The 18,326-nt window shown below is 71.7% G+C and carries 18 protein-coding genes; 11 read left to right on the top strand and 7 right to left on the bottom strand.

The window, feature by feature from the left end; all coding sequences use genetic code 11:
- Positions 1–43: 43 nt before the first annotated feature.
- Positions 44–940: a 1-aminocyclopropane-1-carboxylate deaminase/D-cysteine desulfhydrase gene (locus tag JAO84_RS24740; RefSeq protein WP_370414816.1), complete on the top strand. Its 897-nt coding sequence runs from the start codon at positions 44–46 to the stop codon at positions 938–940.
- A 39-nt stretch (positions 941–979) separates the two neighbouring features.
- On the opposite strand, the gene JAO84_RS24735 is transcribed toward JAO84_RS24740, so the two are convergent.
- Positions 980–2,572, bottom strand: a complete 1,593-nt coding sequence (locus JAO84_RS24735) for a Na+/H+ antiporter (protein ID WP_370414815.1) — start codon at positions 2,570–2,572, stop codon at positions 980–982.
- A 55-nt stretch (positions 2,573–2,627) separates the two neighbouring features.
- On the opposite strand from JAO84_RS24735, the gene JAO84_RS24730 reads away from it, so the two are divergent.
- From JAO84_RS24730 to JAO84_RS24720, 3 genes are all read left to right on the top strand, one after another.
- The gene (locus tag JAO84_RS24730; protein WP_265866571.1) at positions 2,628–2,888 is read left to right on the top strand and encodes a UBP-type zinc finger domain-containing protein; all 261 of its coding nucleotides are present in this window, start codon (positions 2,628–2,630) and stop codon (positions 2,886–2,888) included.
- A gap of 268 nt (positions 2,889–3,156) precedes the next feature.
- The gene (locus JAO84_RS24725) at positions 3,157–3,570 is read left to right on the top strand and encodes an anti-sigma regulatory factor (RefSeq protein WP_123457481.1); all 414 of its coding nucleotides are present in this window, start codon (positions 3,157–3,159) and stop codon (positions 3,568–3,570) included.
- The gene (locus JAO84_RS24720; protein ID WP_370414814.1) at positions 3,567–4,643 is read left to right on the top strand and encodes a SigB/SigF/SigG family RNA polymerase sigma factor; all 1,077 of its coding nucleotides are present in this window, start codon (positions 3,567–3,569) and stop codon (positions 4,641–4,643) included. Before JAO84_RS24725 ends, JAO84_RS24720 begins: the two co-directional genes overlap by 4 nt.
- Before the next feature lie 75 nt (positions 4,644–4,718).
- Here JAO84_RS24720 and JAO84_RS24715 read toward each other — a convergent pair whose 3' ends face one another.
- Positions 4,719–5,183: a hypothetical protein gene (locus tag JAO84_RS24715; protein WP_370414813.1), complete on the bottom strand. Its 465-nt coding sequence runs from the start codon at positions 5,181–5,183 to the stop codon at positions 4,719–4,721.
- Positions 5,184–5,733: 550 nt separating this feature from the next.
- Here JAO84_RS24715 and JAO84_RS24710 point away from each other — a divergent pair.
- Together JAO84_RS24710 and JAO84_RS24705 are read left to right on the top strand one after the other, a co-directional pair.
- Positions 5,734–6,702, top strand: a complete 969-nt coding sequence (locus tag JAO84_RS24710) for a diacylglycerol kinase family protein (RefSeq protein ID WP_370414812.1) — start codon at positions 5,734–5,736, stop codon at positions 6,700–6,702.
- Positions 6,703–7,021: 319 nt separating this feature from the next.
- Positions 7,022–7,279: a WhiB family transcriptional regulator gene (locus tag JAO84_RS24705; RefSeq protein ID WP_003953983.1), complete on the top strand. Its 258-nt coding sequence runs from the start codon at positions 7,022–7,024 to the stop codon at positions 7,277–7,279.
- A gap of 206 nt (positions 7,280–7,485) precedes the next feature.
- Here the strand turns inward: JAO84_RS24705 and JAO84_RS24700 are convergent, their stop codons facing one another.
- On the bottom strand, positions 7,486–8,952 hold the full coding sequence (locus JAO84_RS24700; protein WP_370416857.1) for a sensor histidine kinase: 1,467 nt from the start codon (positions 8,950–8,952) through the stop codon (positions 7,486–7,488).
- A gap of 587 nt (positions 8,953–9,539) precedes the next feature.
- On the opposite strand from JAO84_RS24700, the gene nagB reads away from it, so the two are divergent.
- On the top strand, positions 9,540–10,325 hold the full coding sequence (gene nagB / locus JAO84_RS24695; RefSeq protein WP_265866575.1) for a glucosamine-6-phosphate deaminase: 786 nt from the start codon (positions 9,540–9,542) through the stop codon (positions 10,323–10,325).
- A gap of 73 nt (positions 10,326–10,398) precedes the next feature.
- Here nagB and JAO84_RS24690 read toward each other — a convergent pair whose 3' ends face one another.
- The 4 genes from JAO84_RS24690 to JAO84_RS24675 all read right to left on the bottom strand — a co-directional run bounded on the left by JAO84_RS24690 (position 10,399) and on the right by JAO84_RS24675 (position 15,314).
- Positions 10,399–11,928, bottom strand: a complete 1,530-nt coding sequence (locus JAO84_RS24690; RefSeq protein WP_370414811.1) for a glycoside hydrolase family 3 protein — start codon at positions 11,926–11,928, stop codon at positions 10,399–10,401.
- A 9-nt stretch (positions 11,929–11,937) separates the two neighbouring features.
- On the bottom strand, positions 11,938–12,780 hold the full coding sequence (locus tag JAO84_RS24685) for a carbohydrate ABC transporter permease (protein WP_370416856.1): 843 nt from the start codon (positions 12,778–12,780) through the stop codon (positions 11,938–11,940).
- 47 nt (positions 12,781–12,827) lie between these two features.
- Positions 12,828–13,850 carry a carbohydrate ABC transporter permease gene (locus JAO84_RS24680; RefSeq protein ID WP_370414810.1) on the bottom strand — a complete coding sequence of 341 codons (1,023 nt, stop codon included), beginning with the start codon at positions 13,848–13,850 and terminating at the stop codon, positions 12,828–12,830.
- 171 nt (positions 13,851–14,021) lie between these two features.
- Positions 14,022–15,314 carry an extracellular solute-binding protein gene (locus JAO84_RS24675; protein WP_265866578.1) on the bottom strand — a complete coding sequence of 431 codons (1,293 nt, stop codon included), beginning with the start codon at positions 15,312–15,314 and terminating at the stop codon, positions 14,022–14,024.
- A 285-nt stretch (positions 15,315–15,599) separates the two neighbouring features.
- Between JAO84_RS24675 and JAO84_RS24670 the strand changes: the two genes are divergently transcribed.
- The 4 genes from JAO84_RS24670 (at position 15,600) to JAO84_RS24655 (ending at position 18,317) form a co-directional block, all read left to right on the top strand.
- Positions 15,600–16,364, top strand: coding sequence for a GntR family transcriptional regulator (locus JAO84_RS24670; protein WP_370416855.1), 765 nt, complete (start codon positions 15,600–15,602; stop codon positions 16,362–16,364).
- 397 nt (positions 16,365–16,761) lie between these two features.
- Positions 16,762–16,932 (top strand): hypothetical protein, encoded by a 171-nt coding sequence (locus JAO84_RS24665; protein ID WP_370414809.1) that lies wholly within the window; start codon positions 16,762–16,764, stop codon positions 16,930–16,932.
- Positions 16,933–16,956: 24 nt separating this feature from the next.
- Positions 16,957–17,232: a hypothetical protein gene (locus JAO84_RS24660; RefSeq protein WP_370414808.1), complete on the top strand. Its 276-nt coding sequence runs from the start codon at positions 16,957–16,959 to the stop codon at positions 17,230–17,232.
- 44 nt (positions 17,233–17,276) lie between these two features.
- Entirely contained in the window at positions 17,277–18,317 is a 1,041-nt protein-coding gene (locus JAO84_RS24655) for a glycosyltransferase family 2 protein (protein ID WP_370414807.1), read from the top strand.
- The last annotated feature ends 9 nt before the right edge of the window (positions 18,318–18,326 follow it).

Below are 18,326 nucleotides of genomic sequence, written 5' to 3'. Positions count from 1 at the left end.
TCCAGCGGGGCGGCCCGCCCGCGGGCGCGGCGAGAATGGCCGGGTGAACGCGCTCGATCTCTCCCGTCTGCGGCCCCGGCTCCCCTCGCCCCTGGAGCCGGTGGCGGACGAGCGCTTCGCCCGGCACGGACTGACCCTGCTGCTGAAGCGGGACGACCTCATCCATCCCGACCTGCCCGGCAACAAGTGGCGCAAGCTCGCGCTCAACCTGCGCGAGGCGGCCGGCCGGCCCGTGCTCACCTTCGGCGGCGCGTACTCCAACCATCTGCGGGCGACGGCCGCGGCCGGCCGGCTGCTCGGTTTCCCGACGGTGGGAGTGGTCCGCGGCGACGAGCTGGCCGGGCGCCCGCTGAACCCCTCGCTGGCGCGGTGCGCGGCGGACGGGATGCGCCTTGAGTTCGTGGACCGGGCCACGTACCGCGCGAAGAACGACCCGGCGACCGTCGCGGCGCTCCTGGAGCGGGCTCCGGCGGGCGCGTACGTGGTGCCGGAGGGCGGCAGCAACGCGCTCGCCGTCCGCGGGTGCGTGGAGCTGGGCCGCGAGCTCGCCGGCCGCGCCGACGTGGCCGCGGTGGCCTGCGGCACGGGCGGCACCCTGGCGGGCCTGGCGGCCGGTTTCGAGGGCCGGACCCTCGGCGTCCCGGTCCTCAAGGGCGGCTTCCTCGGCGGGGAGGTCCGCGCCCTCCAGGAGGCGGCCTTCGGCGGCCCCCGCGGGGACTGGTCCCTGGACGAGCGCTTCCACGGCGGGGGCTACGCGCGCGTGCCGCCCGTCCTGACCGAGTTCGCACAGAATTTCGAGGCGCGGCACGGACTCGCCATCGAGCGACTGTATGTCGCCAAAATGCTCTACGGACTGATGATCCTCGCGGACGAGGGCGCCTTCGCGCCCGGCACCCGGATCGCCGCCGTCGTCACCGGCGCCCCCGAGGGCACCGCCTGACCGACCGGGGAGAGGCGGCCAAGATCCGAAGGACATGGCCTAGTCGGTCTCCCGGTAGGCCGCGGCCTCCTCCAGGTCGAGCCGGCGCAGCAGGGTGCGCATCATCTCGTCGTCGATGCGGCGGGCGTCGCGGAGCTGGACGAAGACCTCGCGCTCGGCGTCGATCATCTCGCGTGAGAGCCGCCGGTAGGTGTCGTCGGCGGTCTCGCCGGTGGCCTCGTTGACGGTGCCGAGCCGCTCCCAGACGGCGTTGCGGCGGCGCTCCATGACCGTGCGGAGCCGGTCCGCGAGCGGGCCCGGGAGGGCGTTGCGCTCGTCGGCGAGGAGTTCGTCGAGCCGGGCCTCGGCGGCCCGGGAGGCCTCGCTCTGGGCCTGGGCCTCGGCGAGGGTGTCCTGGACGCGGTCGCGGCCGGGCAGCTTCAGGAGGCGGATGAGCGGCGGCAGGGTGAGGCCCTGGACGACGAGGGTGCCGATGACGGTGGTGAAGGTGAGGAAGAGGACCAGGTTGCGGGCGGGGAAGGGGACGCCGTCGGTGGCGATCGGGATGGAGAAGGCGATGGCGAGGGAGACCACGCCGCGCATGCCGGCCCAGCCGACGATCACCGGTGCCCGCCAGTCCACCCCGGCCTCGCGGGTGCGGACCCGCGGGGACAGCCAGCGGGGCAGGAAGGTCGCGGGGAAGACCCAGACGAAGCGCACGACGACCACGAAGACGAAGACCCCGACCGCGTACCAGGCGGCCTCCCCGATCCCGTAGGGGCCGAGGCCCTGCACCACGAAGGGCAGCTGGAGGCCGATCAGCGCGAAGACGGCGGACTCCAGGACGAAGGCGACCATCTTCCAGACCGCCTCCTCCTGGAGGCGGGTGGCGAAGTCGACCTTCCAGTTCTTGTGGCCGAGGAAGAGGCCGACCACGACGACGGCGAGCACCCCGGAGGCGTGCACCTGCTCGGCGGCGGCGTAGGCGATGAACGGGATGAGCAGGGAGAGGGTGTTCTGCAGCAGGGCCTCGCGCAGATGGGTGCGGAGCCAGTGGATGGGGACCATGAGGATCAGGCCGACGCCGACGCCGCCGACGGCGGCGAGCGCGAACTCCCGCAGGCCGCCGGCCCAGCTGATGCCCTCCCCCACGGCGGCGGCGAGCGCGACCTTGTAGGCGGTGATCGCGGTGGCGTCGTTCACCAGGGACTCGCCCTGCAGGATGGTGGTGATCCGGCCCGGCAGGCCGAGCTTGCGGGCGATGGCGGTGGCGGCGACCGCGTCCGGCGGGGCCACGACGGCGCCGAGGACGAGGGCCGCGGTGAGCGGCAGGTCGGGCACCAGGACGTAGGCGAGCCAGCCGACCGCGACGGTCGCGAAGAGCACGTAGCCGACGGAGAGCAGCGCGACCGGCCGGATGTTGGCCCGCAGGTCGAGGTACGAGGAGTCGACGGCGGCCGTGTAGAGCAGCGGCGGCAGCACGAGCGGCAGCACGACGTGCGGGTCGAGGGTGTAGTCGGGCACCCCGGGCAGATAGGCGGCGACGAGACCGACGGCGACCAGGAGGAGCGGGGCGGGTACCGGGCTCCGGCGGGCGAAGCCCGCCACCGCGGTGCTCGCCGCGACCAGCGCCACCAGTTGCAGTGCGTCCATGCCGGTCCCTGTCTGTGCCCGTCCGTCACTCCCGCCACAACGTAACCTGGCCATCATGAGCGAGTGCCCGCACGTTGCCGATATGCCGCGCCCCGAACCGGCGCCGCTGAACGACACCTGTCCGGAGTGCCTGGCGGACGGCACGCACCCCGTCCAGCTGCGGCTCTGTCTGAGCTGCGGGCACGTGGGCTGCTGCGACTCGTCGGTGGGACGGCACGCGACGGCGCACTTCCACACCTCGGGGCACCCGGTGATGCGCACCTTCGAGCCGAACGAGCGCTGGCGCTGGTGCTTCGTGGACGGTTCGATCGTCTGACGGCGCGGGGCGGCGGACTGCCGGCGGACGGTTCGATCGTCCGGTGGCTGGGTACGTCACCCCTCCGCGGGTTCTCCGCGGCCGCCGGTGGCGTACGGCGGGTCCTTCCGGACCGGACCCCGCGGGGGCGGTCCTGCCGGGCCCCCGGCGACACGGCGGGACGGATCGCGATAGCGTCTCGGCGGACTGCAGAACCGACTGCGTACCGCCAGGTCCGGGGCTTTCCGCCCCGGATCCCGAAAGAGCTTGTGCCACCTTGGAGGTGAGGGTGTCCCAGATCGCAGGCGAGCCCGGGACCCAGGACTTCGTGGAAGTCCGGCTGCCCGCTGCGGGTGCCTACCTGTCCGTGCTGCGTACGGCCACGGCCGGTCTCGCGGCGCGCTTGGACTTCACCCTCGACGAGATCGAGGACCTGCGGATCGCGGTCGACGAGGCATGCGCGATCCTGCTCCAGCAGGCGGTGCCGGGCTCCGTACTGAGCTGTGTGTTCCGCCTGATCGACGACTCGCTCGACGTCACGGTGTCCGCCCCGACCACGGACGGCCGGGCGCCGGAGCGCGACACCTTCGCGTGGACGGTGCTCTCGGCGCTGGCCGGGAAGGTGGAGTCGTCGGTCGCCGAGGACCGGACGGTCTCCATCAGCCTGTACAAACAGCGCGGCGCGGGGCCAGGCCCGGCGTGAGGAGCGGGGACGCGACGGCCGGCATCCCTGAACAGCAGCGGGCCCGGCCGCAGGGGGCGGCCGGTGTCGAGGTCGAGGTCGAGGTCGCTACGGAGCAGGCGGACCAGATGAGCGAGCACGAGCAGCACGAAGTGGCCCCGGGCGCGGGCGGGCCGCGGGAGGCCCACGGCCGGGTCCCCGACCGGGCGGCCGACGAGATCCCCCGTCCGACCGCCGATCCGGCTGCCGGCCAGACCCCCGAGCCGGCTCCCGGGGCGGCGTCCGGACCGACTTCCGGACCGGCCTCCGAAGCGGCTCCCGGGGCGGCGTCCGAGCAGCCGCACGACCGCAGCGGCGCGCGGGCGCTCTTCGTCGAGCTGCGCGGTCTCCCGGAGGGTTCGCCGGAGAAGGCGGCGCTGCGCGACCGGCTGGTGCGGATGCACCTGCCGCTGGTGGAGCACCTCGCCCGGCGCTTCCGCAACCGGGGCGAGCCGCTGGACGACCTGACGCAGGTGGCGACGATCGGCCTGATCAAGTCGGTGGACCGGTTCGACCCGGACCGCGGGGTGGAGTTCTCCACGTACGCGACGCCGACGGTGGTGGGCGAGATCAAGCGCCACTTCCGTGACAAGGGCTGGGCGGTACGGGTCCCCCGCCGCCTGCAGGAGCTGCGGCTCTCGCTGACGACGGCGACGGCCGAGCTGTCCCAGCAGCACGGGCGCTCGCCGACGGTGCACGAGCTGGCCGAGCGGCTCGGGATCTCCGAGGAGGAGGTCCTGGAGGGCCTGGAGTCGGCGAACGCCTACTCGACGCTCTCGCTCGACGTGCCGGACACGGACGACGAGTCGCCGGCGGTGGCGGACACCCTGGGCGCGGAGGACGAGGCGCTGGAGGGCGTCGAGTACCGGGAGTCGCTCAAGCCGCTCCTGGAGGACCTGCCGCCGCGGGAGAAGCGGATCCTGCTCCTTCGCTTCTTCGGCAACATGACCCAGTCGCAGATCGCGCAGGAGGTCGGCATCTCGCAGATGCACGTCTCGCGCCTGCTCGCGCGCACGCTGGCGCAGCTGCGGGACAAGCTCCTCGTGGAGGAGTGAGCACCGGTGTACGGCGGAGGGGCCGGGGGTGATCCCCCGGCCCCTCCTTCGTGTACGGCACGTACGGCAGGTGCGTTACGAGGCGTCCTGGCCCGGGCGCCGGATGCCGAGCGCCGCCGTGGTGGACGGGCTCACCAGGAGGACCAGGCCGGTCACGGCGAGCACCGCGAGGGCGATGCCGGCCGGGATCATGACGCTGTTCGCCTGGAGGAGCTGCCAGGCGACGGGCAGCGCCAGGATCTGGGTGATCACGGCCGGGCCGCGGCTCCAGGAGCGGCGCAGCCACAGGCCGCGGGCGGCGATCAGCGGGATGAGGCCGAGGGCGACCAGGGTGACCGCGCCCATGAGGGCCGAGGTGAGGTCGTCGGGCCGGTCGCCGAGGCTGGTGACCAGGAGGACGAGGCCGCCGACGACGAGGGCCAGGCCCTCGACCGCGGCCACCACCGCGGCGGCGGTGAGCCGCCCGGGTCGGGAGACCGGCTCCGTCGGCTGCTCGGAACTGCTCGTGTCGGCGCTGCTCGCCCTGCTCGCACTGCTCATGCAAGGCAGGGTAGCCGGGGCGGGTACGGAACGGGGCGCCCAGGCCGTGCCCGGCGCCGCGCACGGCCGCCCTGCCGCGGGCCGTCGCCGGCCGGGCCGAGATCGACAGGACGCATCCAGGGCTCGTCGGGACGGCCAGGCCCTGACCGGCGCCGCGCGCACGGCCGGCCTGCCGCGGGCCGTCGCCGGCCGAGCTGAGATCGACAGGACGCGTCAGGGCTCGTCGGGACGGCCAGGCCCTGACCGGCGCCGCGCGCACGGCCGGCCTGTCGCGGGCTCGCCTCCGGCCCGGGAGCGGCCGGCAGGTGCCGAGGATCGCAAGGCGGAGGGAGCAGTCAACGCGGTGGGGGTACTCCCCCTGGCTTCGCGGGTGGCCCCCCACCGGGCTCGCCGGGCCCAGGGGGAGCGCGGTGCCGGCCGCCGCGAGCCCGGCCTGATCGCCGGGGCGTGCCCTAGGGGCCCGGATCCGGGCCGGGTCCGGGTCCGATCCGGGTTCCGTCCGGGAGGCCGGGACTGGGCCCGGTACCGCCGGGTAGGTACGCTGGCGGACATGCGCGCGCTTCTCGTGGTCAATCCGGCAGCAACCACCACCAGTGCGCGTACACGGGATGTTCTGATCCACGCGCTCGCCAGCGAGATGAAGCTGGAGGCGGTGACGACCGAGTATCGCGGCCATGCCCGTGACCTGGGGCGCAGGGCCGCCGACTCGGACGACATCGACCTCGTGGTGGCGCTCGGCGGTGACGGCACGGTCAACGAGGTGGTCAACGGGCTGCTGCACGCGGGGCCCGATCCGGACCGGCTGCCGGGGCTCGCCGTGGTGCCGGGCGGCTCGACCAATGTGTTCGCACGGGCGCTCGGGCTGCCGAACGACGCGGTGGAGGCGACCGGCGCGCTGCTCGACGCGCTGCGCGAGCGGCGGGCGCGGACGGTCAGCCTCGGACTGGCGTCCGGGACGCCGGGCACGGACGACGAGGCGGTTCCCGAACGCTGGTTCACCTTCTGCGCCGGTTTCGGTTTCGACGCGAGCGTGATCGGCCGGGTCGAACAGCAGCGCGAGCGCGGCAAGCGTTCGACGCACGCGCTCTATCTGCGTCAGGTGGTGCGCCAGTTCCTGGGCGAGCAGAACCGGCGGCACGGCACGATCACCCTGGAGCGGCCCGGCGAGGATCCGGTGAAGGATCTCGTGCTCTCCATAATCTGCAACACCTCCCCCTGGACCTACCTGGGGAATCGTCCGGTGTACGCGTCGCCGGAGGCCTCCTTCGAGACGGCCCTGGACGTGCTCGGACTGAGCCGGCTGTCGGCTCCTTCGGTGGCCCGGTACGCCACTCAGCTGCTCACTTCGACCCCCGAACGGGGGCCCCGCGGCAAGCACGCGGCGACCCTGCACGATCTCACCGACTTCACCTTGCATTCGAAGGTGCCGCTGCCGCTCCAGATGGACGGTGACCACCTCGGGCTGCGTACGAGCGTGACGTTCACAGGCGTACGCCGTGCACTGCGTGTGATTGTGTGACCAGAAGGACCGAAAGTCCTTCTACTCGAACGTTTAGGCTGCCCTCCACCCCCTAGAAGTACGGCTGTGACGGAGCCGACACCGAGGAATCAAAAAAAACTTTCCAGAAGGGGTTGTATCCGTTGCTGGGGTTTGGGAGTCTCTTCTTGGCGATCGGGACGGCCCGCAAGACCGGCCTCCACTGAGAGCCAGAACCCCACCCCAGTGACAAGGACCACGCCAGTTCACCTGGCAGTCGGCCCTTCCCCTGCGGGGGGATTCGTGAAAGCGTTCACATTCACAAGCAACTTGCACGTAACACCTGAGAGAGGTAGCAGCCATGGACTGGCGTCACAACGCCGTTTGTCGTGAGGAAGACCCCGAGCTGTTCTTCCCCATCGGCAACACCGGTCCTGCGCTGCTGCAGATCGAGGAAGCCAAGGCCGTCTGCCGCCGCTGCCCCGTCATGGAGCAGTGCCTGCAGTGGGCGCTCGAGTCCGGCCAGGACTCCGGCGTCTGGGGTGGCCTCAGCGAGGACGAGCGCCGCGCGATGAAGCGCCGCGCCGCCCGCAACCGGGCGCGCAACGCCAGCGCCTGAGCCACCTGCACAGTCTGAGGCAAGCGGCGCGTACACCGTGTACGCATTCACCGCCCCCGAGCCGCAGCGCGCGCAGTAACCCACAGCATTCGAGCCCCGGACCGATTCCTTTCGGTCCGGGGCTCGCTGCTCTTCCGACCGCAACCGCGGGAGGAACTACCCTCCCCCGGAAGGCAGTTCGCCGCATAAGAATTCCGATCCAGGTATTACTTCTGCGGCTGTACGGGAATGTCGAGCACGACCCGGGTGCCGCGTTCCGCACCCGGCTGCATGTCGAAACTGCCGCCGAGTTCGCCCTCGACCAGGGTCCGTACGATCTGCAGGCCGAGGTTGCCGGCCCGCTGCGGGTCGAACCCCTCGGGCAGGCCGCGGCCGTCGTCCTTGACCGTGATCAGCAGCCGGGCGTCGGCGCGGGGCTCGCCGCGGACCGCGGTGACCTCGACCGTGCCCTGCTCCCCCGGCGCGAAGGCGTGTTCCAGGGCGTTCTGCAGGACCTCGGTGAGGACCATGGAGAGCGGGGTGGCGACCTCGGCGTCGAGGATGCCGAAGCGTCCGTTGCGCCGGCAGGTGACCTTGCCCGGGGAGATCTCGGCGACCATCGCGATCACCCGGTCGGCGATCTCGTCGAACTCGACCCGCTCGTCCAGGTTCTGGGACAGCGTCTCATGCACGATGGCGATCGAACCGACCCGCCGCACCGCCTCGTTGAGCGCCTCGCGGCCCCGGTCGGAGTCCATCCGGCGGGCCTGCAGGCGCAGCAGCGCGGCCACCGTCTGGAGGTTGTTCTTCACCCGGTGGTGGATCTCCCGGATGGTGGCGTCCTTGGTGATCAACTCGCGCTCGCGGCGGCGCAGTTCGGTGACGTCGCGGAGCAGGACGAGGGAGCCGATCCGGGTGCCCTTGGGGCTGAGCGGGATCGCCCGCAGCTGGATCACCCCGCCGCTGCCCTCGATCTCGAACTCGCGCGGGGCGTAGCCGGAGGCCATCTTGACCAGCGCCTCGTCCACCGGTCCACGGGAGGGGGCGAGTTCGGCGGTGACCTGGCCGAGTTCCTGGCCGACCAGGTCGGCGGCGAGGCCGAGCCGGTGGTAGGCGGAGAGCGCGTTGGGCGAGGCGTACTGGACGACGCCGTCGGCGTCGAGCCGCATCAGTCCGTCGCCGGCCCGGGGCGAGGAGTCCATGTCGACCTGCTCCCCGGGGAAGGGGAAGGAGCCGGCCGCGATCATCTGGGCCAGGTCGGAGGCGGACTGGAGGTAGGTGAGCTCCAGGCGGGACGGGGTCCGCACGGTGAGCAGATTGGTGTTGCGGGCGATCACGCCGAGGACGCGGCCCTCACGCCGTACGGGGATGGACTCGACCCGTACGGGGACCTCCTCGCGCCACTCGGGGTCGCCCTCGCGCACGATCCGGCCCTCGTCGAGGGCGGCGTCCAGGAGCGGGCGGCGGCCGCGCGGGACCAGGTGGCCGACCATGTCGTCCTGGTAGGAGGTGGGGCCGGTGTTGGGCCGCATCTGGGCGACGGAGACATAACGGGTGCCGTCCAGGGTGGGGACCCACAGGACCAGGTCGGCGAAGGAGAGGTCGGAGAGCAGCTGCCACTCCGAGACCAGCAGGTGGAGCCAGTCGAGGTCGGACTCTCTCAGCGCGGTGTGCTGGCGGACGAGGTCGTTCATGGAGGGCACGTGTGCGAGCGTACCCGTGGAATTCCCGGGCAGTGAACCTGGAGTTCCCGGCGTCCGTGTTGGAGGATGGGCCGGGCACGACCAGGCTCGCATGGATGGACAGACAAGAATGGTCTAGTCCACAATGCTTCCATAGGGCCTCCGTCCTCCCCGCACAGGAGGACGGACGAGGTACCCGGCGCTCTCTGCCCTGACTGCGCCGAGACCTCCCACACGGCCGAGGGACCGCACACCCCCGGCCGGGCAAGCTCCGGGCTGCGGTGCCGGACGGGTTGAGGGTCCCGTCCCGGCGCCGCGGCCCGCGGGTGCCCCCTCCCTTGCGCTGCCGCTCCGCCGGCCACGCGATCTCTTCCCCGTCACCCCGCCATGGACCCGCCGTGCCCGCGCGGGCTCGTCGGCCTGCCCGGAATCGGACCCGGTTCGAGTGGCCGCCGGGTCGGGCGCGGCCGACCATGAAATGAGCCCGTCCGTGGGGCGGGACGGCATGGGCCGAGGGCCTGCGCTCTGCTAGATTTGGGGCTAGATTGGTCTATACCACCGGCTCCTTTCAAGCCCCTCACCAGATCGGCAGGCACAGCGTGGAAGTTGTCATCGTCAAGGACGCCACGGCGGGCGGCGAGCTCATCGCGGACGGCATCGCCGGCCTCCTGCGCCGCAAGCCCGACGCGCTGCTCGGCGTGGCCACCGGCTCGACCCCGCTGCCCATCTACGACGCCCTGACCGCCAAGGTCCGGGCCGGCGCCGTGGACGTCTCCCGGGCGCGGATCGCCCAGCTCGACGAGTACGTGGGCCTGCCGGCCGGGCATCCCGAGTCGTACCGGGCGACGGTGCTGCGCCAGGTCGTCGAGCCGCTCGGGCTCTCCGCGGAGGCCTTCATGGGCCCCGACGGCTCGGCCGAGGACGTCCAGGCGGCCTGCGAGGCGTACGACAAGGCGCTCGTCGACGCCGGCGGCGTCGACCTGCAGATCCTCGGCATCGGCACCGACGGGCACATCGGCTTCAACGAGCCCTGCTCCTCGCTCGCCTCCCGGACCCGGATCAAGACCCTCACCGAGCAGACCCGGGTCGACAACGCGCGCTTCTTCGACAACGACATCGAGCAGGTGCCGCACCACGTCATCACCCAGGGCATCGGCACCATCCTGGAGGCCCGCCACCTGGTGCTGCTCGCCACCGGCGAGGGCAAGGCCGAGGCCGTGGCGCAGACCGTCGAGGGCCCGGTCGCCGCGCTCGTACCGGCCTCCGCGCTCCAGCTGCACCCGCACGCGACCGTGGTCGTGGACGAGGCCGCCGCCTCCAAGCTGAAGCTCGCGGACTACTTCCGCCACACCTACGCGAACAAGCCCTCCTGGCAGGGCATCTAGCCGCCCCAGGCACCACGCCGTACGCGGAGGGGCCCGGCACCTGATCCAGGTGCCGGGCCCCTCCTCGTACTCCTCAGAGCCCGCGCACTCCCGCGATGACCTCCGCCGCGGCCCGGCCGCAGACGCGGGCGGCGCCGTGGGTGGCGATGTGCAGGGCGCCGCGCGGGGACGACTCGTTCAGGCCCATCTCCACCACCACGGTGTCGGGGCGGGCGGCGAGCAGGGCGTCCAGGGTGCCGGCCATCCACGGGTGCCGGTGGGCGTCCCGTACGACCGCGACCACGCGCCGGTCCCCGGCGGCGGCGAGCACCGCGTCAGCCGAGGCCTCCACGCCGTACGAGCCGGTCGCGGTCCCCGGCAGCAGGCGCTGCAACTCGGCGGCGATGCCCCAGGGCGTCTCGTCGCCGACCGCGAAGTTCGCGACCGGGGTGAAGGAGGCCACGTAGGGCGCCGCGGTCAGCGGCTCGAAGGGCCGCTTCCCCGGGGTCACCCGCAGGGCCCGGCGGGCCGCGACGAGTCCGACCTCGGTGCCGGGCGCGGTCCCCTCCTGTGACGCCGCGCCCGGCCCCGATACAGCCCCCCTGACCCGGTGCGCCTGGGTCCAGGCCGCCAGGGCGCGTACCCGCGCCGCGGCGTCTGCCAGCCGCTCCTCGGGCAGTTCACCGGTCCGTACCGCCTCGACCAGCGCGTCGCGCAGCCGCAGTACGGTGTCCTCGTCGGCCAGCCCGCCGCCGACGCAGATGGCGTCGGCGCCCGCGGCGATCGCGAGGACGGATCCGCGCTCGATGCCGTACGTCGACGCGATGGCCTGCATCTCCATCCCGTCGGTGACGATCAGCCCCTCGAAGCCCAGCTCCCGGCGCAGCAGTCCGGTGAGGATCCGCGGGCTCAGGGTGGCCGGCCGCTCGGGGTCGAGCGCGGGAAGCAGGATATGCGCGCTCATCACCGCTTTGGAACCCGCGGCGATGGCCGCGCGGAAAGGTGCCAGCTCACGGGCGTGCAGTGTGGCGAGGTCCACATCGATCCGGGGCATCGCGTCGTGCGAGTCCACACTGGTGTCGCCGTGCCCCGGGAAGTGCTTGGTGCAGGCGGCGACGCCCACGGCCTGGAGGCCGTCGACGTAGGCCACGGTGTGCCGGGCGACCAGGTCGGGGTCGGCGCCGAAGGAGCGCACCCCGATGACCGGGTTGTCGGCGTTGGAGTTGACGTCGGCGGACGGCGCCCAGTTGAGGTCGATCCCGCACTCGGCGAGCCGGCGGCCGAGCTCGCGGGCCACCGCCCGGGTGAGCTCGACGTCGTCGACGCTGCCGAGGGCGTAGTTGCCGGGGAAGGAGGAGCCCTCCCGTACCTCCAGGCGGGTGACGTCGCCGCCCTCCTCGTCGATGGCGACCAGGACGTCCTCGCGCTCGGCGCGCAGCCGGGCGGTGAGGGCGGCCAGCTGGTCGGGGGCGACGACGTTGCGGCCGAAGAGGCCGACCGAGGACAGTCCCTCGCCGATCCGGCGGAGCAGCCAGTCGGGGGCGGTGGTGCCGACGAAGCCCGGCTGGAGGACGGTGAGCGCGTCCCGGGTCAGGGTGTCCGAGCCGGTTGCGAGCGTGGTCATGGAGCTCCGTTATCCCTTCACCGCGCCGGCGGTCATGCCGCCGACGGCCTTGCGCTGGAGGAAGAGGAAGACGATCAGGACGGGGAGCGCGAAGAGGGTCGAGGCGGCCATGGTGGCGCCCCAGTCGCTGCCGAACGCGGTCTGGAACTGGGTCAGCCAGAGCGTCAGGGTCTGCGACTCCTTGTCCTTGTTGAGCATGAGGATCATCGCGAACTCGTTCCAGGCCGTGATGAAGCCGAAGATCGAGGTCGACATCAGACCCGGGGCGAGCAGCGGGAAGATGACCTTGCGGAAGGCCTGGCCGCGGGTGCAGCCGTCGATCTGGGCGGCCTCCTCCAGCTCCACCGGGACGGCGGCGATGAAGCCGCGCAGGGTCCAGATGGTGAAGGGCAGCACCATCACGAAGTAGATGAGCGTGAGGACCGGGATGCTGTTCAGCATGTCGTTCTCGCGCGAGATCATGTACATCGCGATGACCATGACCTCCCAGGGGGCCATCTGGGCCATCATCACGACGAGGACGATGCCCTTGCGGCCGCGGAACCTCATCCGGGCGAGCGCGAAGCTCGCGAGGAGGGCCACGAGCAGGGCGAGGAGCACCGCGCCGAGGGTCACCACGAGGCTGTTGGCGACATAGGTCCAGAACAGGTCGACGCCGGTGGCGGTGGTGTAGTTCTCGAGCGTGGGCGAGAAGAGGAAGACCGGGTCCTTGGTCATGATCTCGTGCTGCGGCTTCAGCGAGGACGAGAGCATCCAGTAGACGGGGAAGACGAAGACCACCGCGATCACGAGCGCGGAGAGGTTCTTGACGACGCCGCCGACCGTGATCCGCTTGCGGGTGCGGTACTTCACCGGCGCGGCCGGGGCGGCGGTGCCCGCCGTGGTGGTGGTGCTGGTGCTCACAGCTCCTCCTCCTGCTTCAGGATCAGGCGGAAGTAGAAGGACATGATCGCGACGAGCATCACGATCGTGAGGACGGAGATCGCCGCGGCGACGCCGTAGTGGAACTGACCCTGGCCCTCGATGTACGCGAAGACGGGCAGCGTCTCGGACTCGCGGTTCGGGCCGCCCTTGTTCATCGCGTAGATCTGGGTGAACGCCTTGAAGACCCAGATGATCTCCAGGAACGTGGTGATCAGGAAGAACGGCTTGAGGTTCGGGAAGACCACGGCCCAGAAGGTCCGCCAGCCGTTCGCGCCGTCCATCTTGGCGGCCTCGTACAGCTCGGTGCCGATGGTGGTGAGGCCGGCGTACATGTTGAGGGCGACGAAGGGGATGGAGCCCCAGGCGATGAGGACGGTGGAGATGGCGAGGGCGGAGAAGCCGGTCTCGAACCAGTTGTGCTGGTCGTAGCCGGCGAAGCCCATGGTGCGCATCAGCCAGTTGGCGACGCCGAACTGCTCGTCGAAGAGCCACTGGAAGACGGTGACGGAGGCGACGATCGGCATGGCCCAGGCGAAGACCAGGGCGAGCGAGAGCAGCAGCCGCATCTTCTTGCCGAGGCGGTTGAGCAGCAGGCCGATGCCGGTGCCGATGGCCATGATCGCCACGACGTTGACGGCGGTGAAGACGACCGAGCGGAGGACGACGGTCCAGAAGTCCGCCTTGGTGAGCAGATCGGCGTAGTTGTCGAAGCCGACCCACACCGTCTCGCGGGTGATGAACTCCTTGCGGCCCAGCTGCTGGAAGGAGAGCATCACATTGCGGATCAGCGGGTAGAGCAGCAGCGCCGCCATCGACAGCAGGGCCGGGGTGACGAGCAGGTACGGCAGCAGCCCGCCGGGCAGGGAGCGTCTCCCCCGCGAGGGCTGACGGACGTCCTTCGGGCCGGTCGCGGCCGGCGGGGTCGGTGACTTCCCTGCCGCCCTCCCGGGCGCGTCCTGGGGACCGGCGGTCGCCGTCCCCGGGGAGTCCACGGTCATGATCTTCTTCCTCGCGGTTCTGGGGCTCCCGGCCCACCGGGACGCGGCCGCCCGGGGGGAGCGGGCCGCTCACAAACTGCGGAGCACACACTGCGGAGACGAACTACGGAGACGAGCTGCGGAGCACCGGCGGTGCGGCCCGCGTGACCGGGCCGCACCGCCGGGCGGTGATCACTGCTGGTTGATGCGCTCGCCGATGACCTTGTCGGCGGCCTCGCCGGCGGCCTTGGCGTCCTCGCCCTTCAGGACCTTGGTCATGTAGTCCTTGATCGGGTTCGGGGCGGTCTCGACGTTCGCCCAGCCCGGGGTCACCGGGGTGATCTTGCCGACGGGCGCGGCCTGGGCCATGGCCTCAGCGAAGGAGCCGGCGGCCGGCTTGAACTGCGCGGCGTCGTTGTTCGGGAGCAGGGCGCCCTCGGTGGCGGCGGCGTACTTGGTCATGTACTCCTGGCCGGCGGCCAGGGCCAGCCACTCCTTGGCGAGGTCCTTGTTCTGGGAGCGCTCGGCCACGGCGAGGTTGGAGCCGCCGAAGAAGACGGAGCCCGGCTTGTCGGCGGTCTTGCCCGGGATCGGGAAGTAGCCGAAGTCGGCGGTCTTGCCGGCCTTCTTCATGGCGTCGATCGCGCCGCCGGCCTCCCAGCCGAGGCCGATCCAGGACGCGACGCCGCCCTTGGGGACGATGTCGGTGGACTGCTGCGGGGTCGCCTCGTCCTTGTCCTTCGGAGCGGTGGAGTAGGACGCCAGCTCCTTGTAGAAGTTCATGGCGGCCGTGGCCTCGGGGGAGGACAGGTTGCCCTTCCACTTGTCGCCGTCCTTGACGGCGAGGTCGCTGCCCTCGTCCCAGATGAAGCCGGCGAGCACGTACCAGCTCTGGCCCGGCAGGTAGATGGCCTGGGACTTCGGGTCGGCGGCCTTGAGCTTCTTCAGGCCCTCGATCCACTCGGCGCGGGTCTTCGGCGGGGTGACCTTGGCCTTGGCGAAGGCGGCCTTGTCGTAGACGACGACGCGGTTGGCGGCGTACCAGGGGGCGGAGTACAGCTTGCCGTCCAGCTCGTTGGAGGCGAGCATGCCCTTGTTCCAGCCGTCGTAGCCGAGCTTGGCCTTGTCGCCGGAGAGGTCGGCGAGGCCGCCGGTGACCGCGTAGCCGGCGGTCTGGGTGTTGCCGAGCTCCAGGACGTCCGGCGGGGTGTCCTCGGAGAGGGCCGTGGTGACCTTCTCCTGGATGCCGTTCCACTGCTGCTTCTCGACCTTGACCTTGACGCCCGGGTGCTTGGCCTCGAACGTCTTGTTGACCTCGGCCATCCAGGCGTCGGGCGCGGAGCCGTCCATCACCCAGACGGTGATGGTCTTGTTGCCGCCCTCGGCCTTGCCCTTGTCCCCCTTGTCACCGCTCTCGCTGCCACAAGCGGCAATGCTGACCATCATGCCCGCGACGCCGATCGCCGCGATGAGCTTGCGCTTCACGCCATCCTCCTCAAGGGATGCCTGCTCCCCCCTCCCACGGCGCGAAGACATACGTCGAGTGATGCTGTGGGGCTGGGACCTGGTCTTTAATGGTTTAGACCAGTACCCGGAGCTTGGCCTAGACCTTTAGGGGTGTCAAGGGTGTATAAGAAGGGCAGTCGCGTCCGTTATCGGACCGACACCTGAGGGAGGGCGACGACCCGTGACCGGTCCGTGCCACCATGTGAGCCGCGACAGACGGAGGAGCCGGTGACGGCAGCAGCACAGGAGTCGGAAAGGCAGGCCATGGCCACGGACGCGGGGAACACCGAGACAGACAGCGGGGCCGCCACCCGTACCGCGCGCGTGCCCAAGTACTACCGGCTCAAGCGTCATTTGCTCGACATGACCGAGACCCAGGCGCCCGGCACGCCCGTGCCGCCGGAGCGGACCCTCGCCGCGGAGTTCGACACCTCGCGCACGACGGTCCGCCAGGCCCTGCAGGAGCTGGTCGTCGAGGGCCGCCTGGAGCGGATCCAGGGCAAGGGCACCTTCGTGGCCAAGCCCAAGGTCTCCCAGGCCCTGCAGCTCACCTCGTACACCGAGGACATGCGGGCCCAGGGCCTGGAGCCCACCTCGCAGCTGCTCGACATCGGCTATGTGACGGCCGACGACACGCTCGCCGGGCTGCTCGACATCTCGACCGGCGGCCGGGTGCTGCGGATCGAGCGGCTGCGCCTCGCCAGCGGCGAGCCGATGGCGATCGAGACCACCCATCTGTCCGCCAAGCGCTTCCCCGCGCTGCGGCGTTCGCTGGTGAAGTACACCTCGCTCTACACCGCGCTCGCCGAGGTGTACGACGTGCACCTCGCCGAGGCCGAGGAGACCATCGAGACCTCGCTGGCCACCCCGCGCGAGGCCGGCCTGCTCGGCACGGACGTGGGCCTGCCGATGCTGATGCTCTCCCGCCACTCGCTTGACGCCAACGGCGAGCCGGTCGAATGGGTGCGCTCGGTCTACCGCGGCGACCGCTACAAGTTCGTGGCCCGCCTCCAGCGCCCCAACGGCTGACCTCGTACGCACGGAACGGCCGCACCCCTGCGCGGGGTGCGGCCGTTTTCGCGTCTCCAGGCCTTCCGCGCTCCTGTCCAGGCCTTTTCCAGACTTTTGTACGAGACGGGCGGGGCCGCTCCGCGGGCGAACCGGAGCCGGTCGCACCGCCCGGCAGCTTCCGCCTGGCCGGAACGTGACGCCGGCCCGGAAGCCGCTGGTCAGCGGCGTGCCGGAGCCCGCGCGGGGCGCTGTCCCGAAGTGGCCAGGCGGCTTGGCGCCAGCCGGATTCCGGTGACACCGGCCCCCGGGCGGGCCAGTCTTGGACCTGTCGAAGCCGCCCCGGGGTCAACGGGAGCGGCACCGGGGCCGGTCCGGCCCCGGGCTCCGAACCCCCGCCACGGAAGGCTGCTCCGCCATGCGCACGCTCGCCCGTTTCGCCCCGTTCACCCTTCTCGTCCCCGCCGTCGCCGCCGTCGTGCTCTCGCTTGGCACCGCGCCGGCCGCGGTCACCGCCGAGGACGCCGTCACCCCCGTCACCGCCCCCGTACAGCCCGGTGACAGTGGCGACGGCTTCTCCTGGGGCTGAGCCATCTACCTCATCGGCATCTCGATGAGGGCACCGGACGACGAACCCGCACCGGACGACCCCCCACCGCTCCCGTCCGCGACCCGACTCGTCGAGACGCTGCACCGCGTCGCCCGGCCGCAGGACCGCTTCGAGTCCGCCCGGGCGCTCGTCCTCGACCGGTCGGTCCGGCTCGCCCTGTACGTCCGGGCACCCGACGAGATCGAGGCCGTCGGCCACGCGCTGCAGCTCTGCCGGCGCCTCCTCGGACACTCCCCCGAACTCCGCGGCCACCGCATCGCGGACTTCCGGCTCCTGTGAAGCCTGCCCGCCTGCCCCCACCCCGCACCCTTCGAGGAACAACCATGCCCAGGGCCCGTCCCAGCGTCTCCGTCATCATCCCCAACTACAACTACGAGAAGACCCTGCGCGCCTGTCTCGACTCGGTCCTCGCCCAGACCCACGCTCCGCTGGACGTCATCGTCGTCGACGACGCCAGCACCGACCGGTCCCGGGACATCGCCCGCGAGTTCGGCGTCGTGCTCATCGCCAACCCCCGCAACCGCGGCGTGTCCGCCGCCCGGAACCTCGGGGCCGCCGCCGCCCGCGGCGAGGTGCTCTTCTTCCTCGACTCCGACACCGCGCTGCACCCCGAGGCCCTGGCCAACGCCGTCGACCTGCTCGACGCCGACCCCGGACTCGGCTGTGTGCACGGCGTCCTCGACCCCGAACCGCTCTTCGACGACGGCCCCGTCGAGCGCTACCACGCCCTGCACGCGCACTTCTGGCGCCGCCGGGCGGCCGGCGAGGTGCGCACCGCCTTCTTCGCGCTCGGCGCGATCCGCAAGGAGGTGTTCGAGCGGGTCGGCCCCTTCGACGAGAACCTGCGCGACTCCGAGGACGTCGAGTACAGCGGCCGCCTGGTCCGCTCCCACCGGATCCTGATGACGGAGGCGATCCGCGGCCGGCACGACGACGTCGACCGGCTCGGGGCGATGCTCTCGGAGCAGTACCGGCGCTCCCAGCTGCTGATCGCGGCCCTCGGCCAGATGCGGGAGGGCGGACTCACCGCCAACCGGCCGCTGGGCGTGCTCGCCGCCGCGCTCACCGGGCCCGCCCTGCTGCTCGGCCTGATCTCGCCCTGGCTGCTGCTCGTGCCGGCCGCGCTCGCGCTGCTCTTCGCCTGCGCCGACCCGGGGCTCAGCCGGTGCGCGCTGCGCCACCGCGGTCCCCGCTTCCTCCTGTACTTCACCGCGGTCCACTTCCTCCTCCACCAGGCGATCGTGCTCGGCGCAGCGCGCGGACTCGTCCGCTGGTTCACCGAGCCGGACTTCGGGCCGAGCGTCCGCCGCCGGGCCACCGCGTCCACGTCCACTTCTGCCTCCACGACCACGACGTCCGTCTGATCCGTCCCA

Source organism: Streptomyces fradiae (assembly GCF_041270065.1).
GTDB lineage: Bacteria > Actinomycetota > Actinomycetes > Streptomycetales > Streptomycetaceae > Streptomyces.
Note: the sequence above shows the minus strand (reverse complement) of the source record. Positions and strands in the feature narration are given on the sequence as shown.

What these genes read in the sequence shown, in the direction of transcription:
- JAO84_RS24735 (WP_370414815.1), bottom strand. Translation starts at nt 2,572, where the DNA reads ATGGACGCACTGCAACTGGTGGCGCTGGTCGCGGCGAGCACCGCGGTG.
- JAO84_RS24730 (WP_265866571.1), top strand. Translation starts at nt 2,628, where the DNA reads ATGAGCGAGTGCCCGCACGTTGCCGATATGCCGCGCCCCGAACCGGCG.
- JAO84_RS24715 (WP_370414813.1), bottom strand. Translation starts at nt 5,183, where the DNA reads ATGAGCAGTGCGAGCAGGGCGAGCAGCGCCGACACGAGCAGTTCCGAG.
- JAO84_RS24710 (WP_370414812.1), top strand. Translation starts at nt 5,734, where the DNA reads ATGCGCGCGCTTCTCGTGGTCAATCCGGCAGCAACCACCACCAGTGCG.
- JAO84_RS24705 (WP_003953983.1), top strand. Translation starts at nt 7,022, where the DNA reads ATGGACTGGCGTCACAACGCCGTTTGTCGTGAGGAAGACCCCGAGCTG.
- JAO84_RS24700 (WP_370416857.1), bottom strand. Translation starts at nt 8,952, where the DNA reads ATGAACGACCTCGTCCGCCAGCACACCGCGCTGAGAGAGTCCGACCTC.
- JAO84_RS24690 (WP_370414811.1), bottom strand. Translation starts at nt 11,928, where the DNA reads ATGACCACGCTCGCAACCGGCTCGGACACCCTGACCCGGGACGCGCTC.
- JAO84_RS24680 (WP_370414810.1), bottom strand. Translation starts at nt 13,850, where the DNA reads ATGACCGTGGACTCCCCGGGGACGGCGACCGCCGGTCCCCAGGACGCG.
- JAO84_RS24670 (WP_370416855.1), top strand. Translation starts at nt 15,600, where the DNA reads ATGGCCACGGACGCGGGGAACACCGAGACAGACAGCGGGGCCGCCACC.
- JAO84_RS24665 (WP_370414809.1), top strand. Translation starts at nt 16,762, where the DNA reads ATGCGCACGCTCGCCCGTTTCGCCCCGTTCACCCTTCTCGTCCCCGCC.
- JAO84_RS24660 (WP_370414808.1), top strand. Translation starts at nt 16,957, where the DNA reads ATGAGGGCACCGGACGACGAACCCGCACCGGACGACCCCCCACCGCTC.
- JAO84_RS24655 (WP_370414807.1), top strand. Translation starts at nt 17,277, where the DNA reads ATGCCCAGGGCCCGTCCCAGCGTCTCCGTCATCATCCCCAACTACAAC.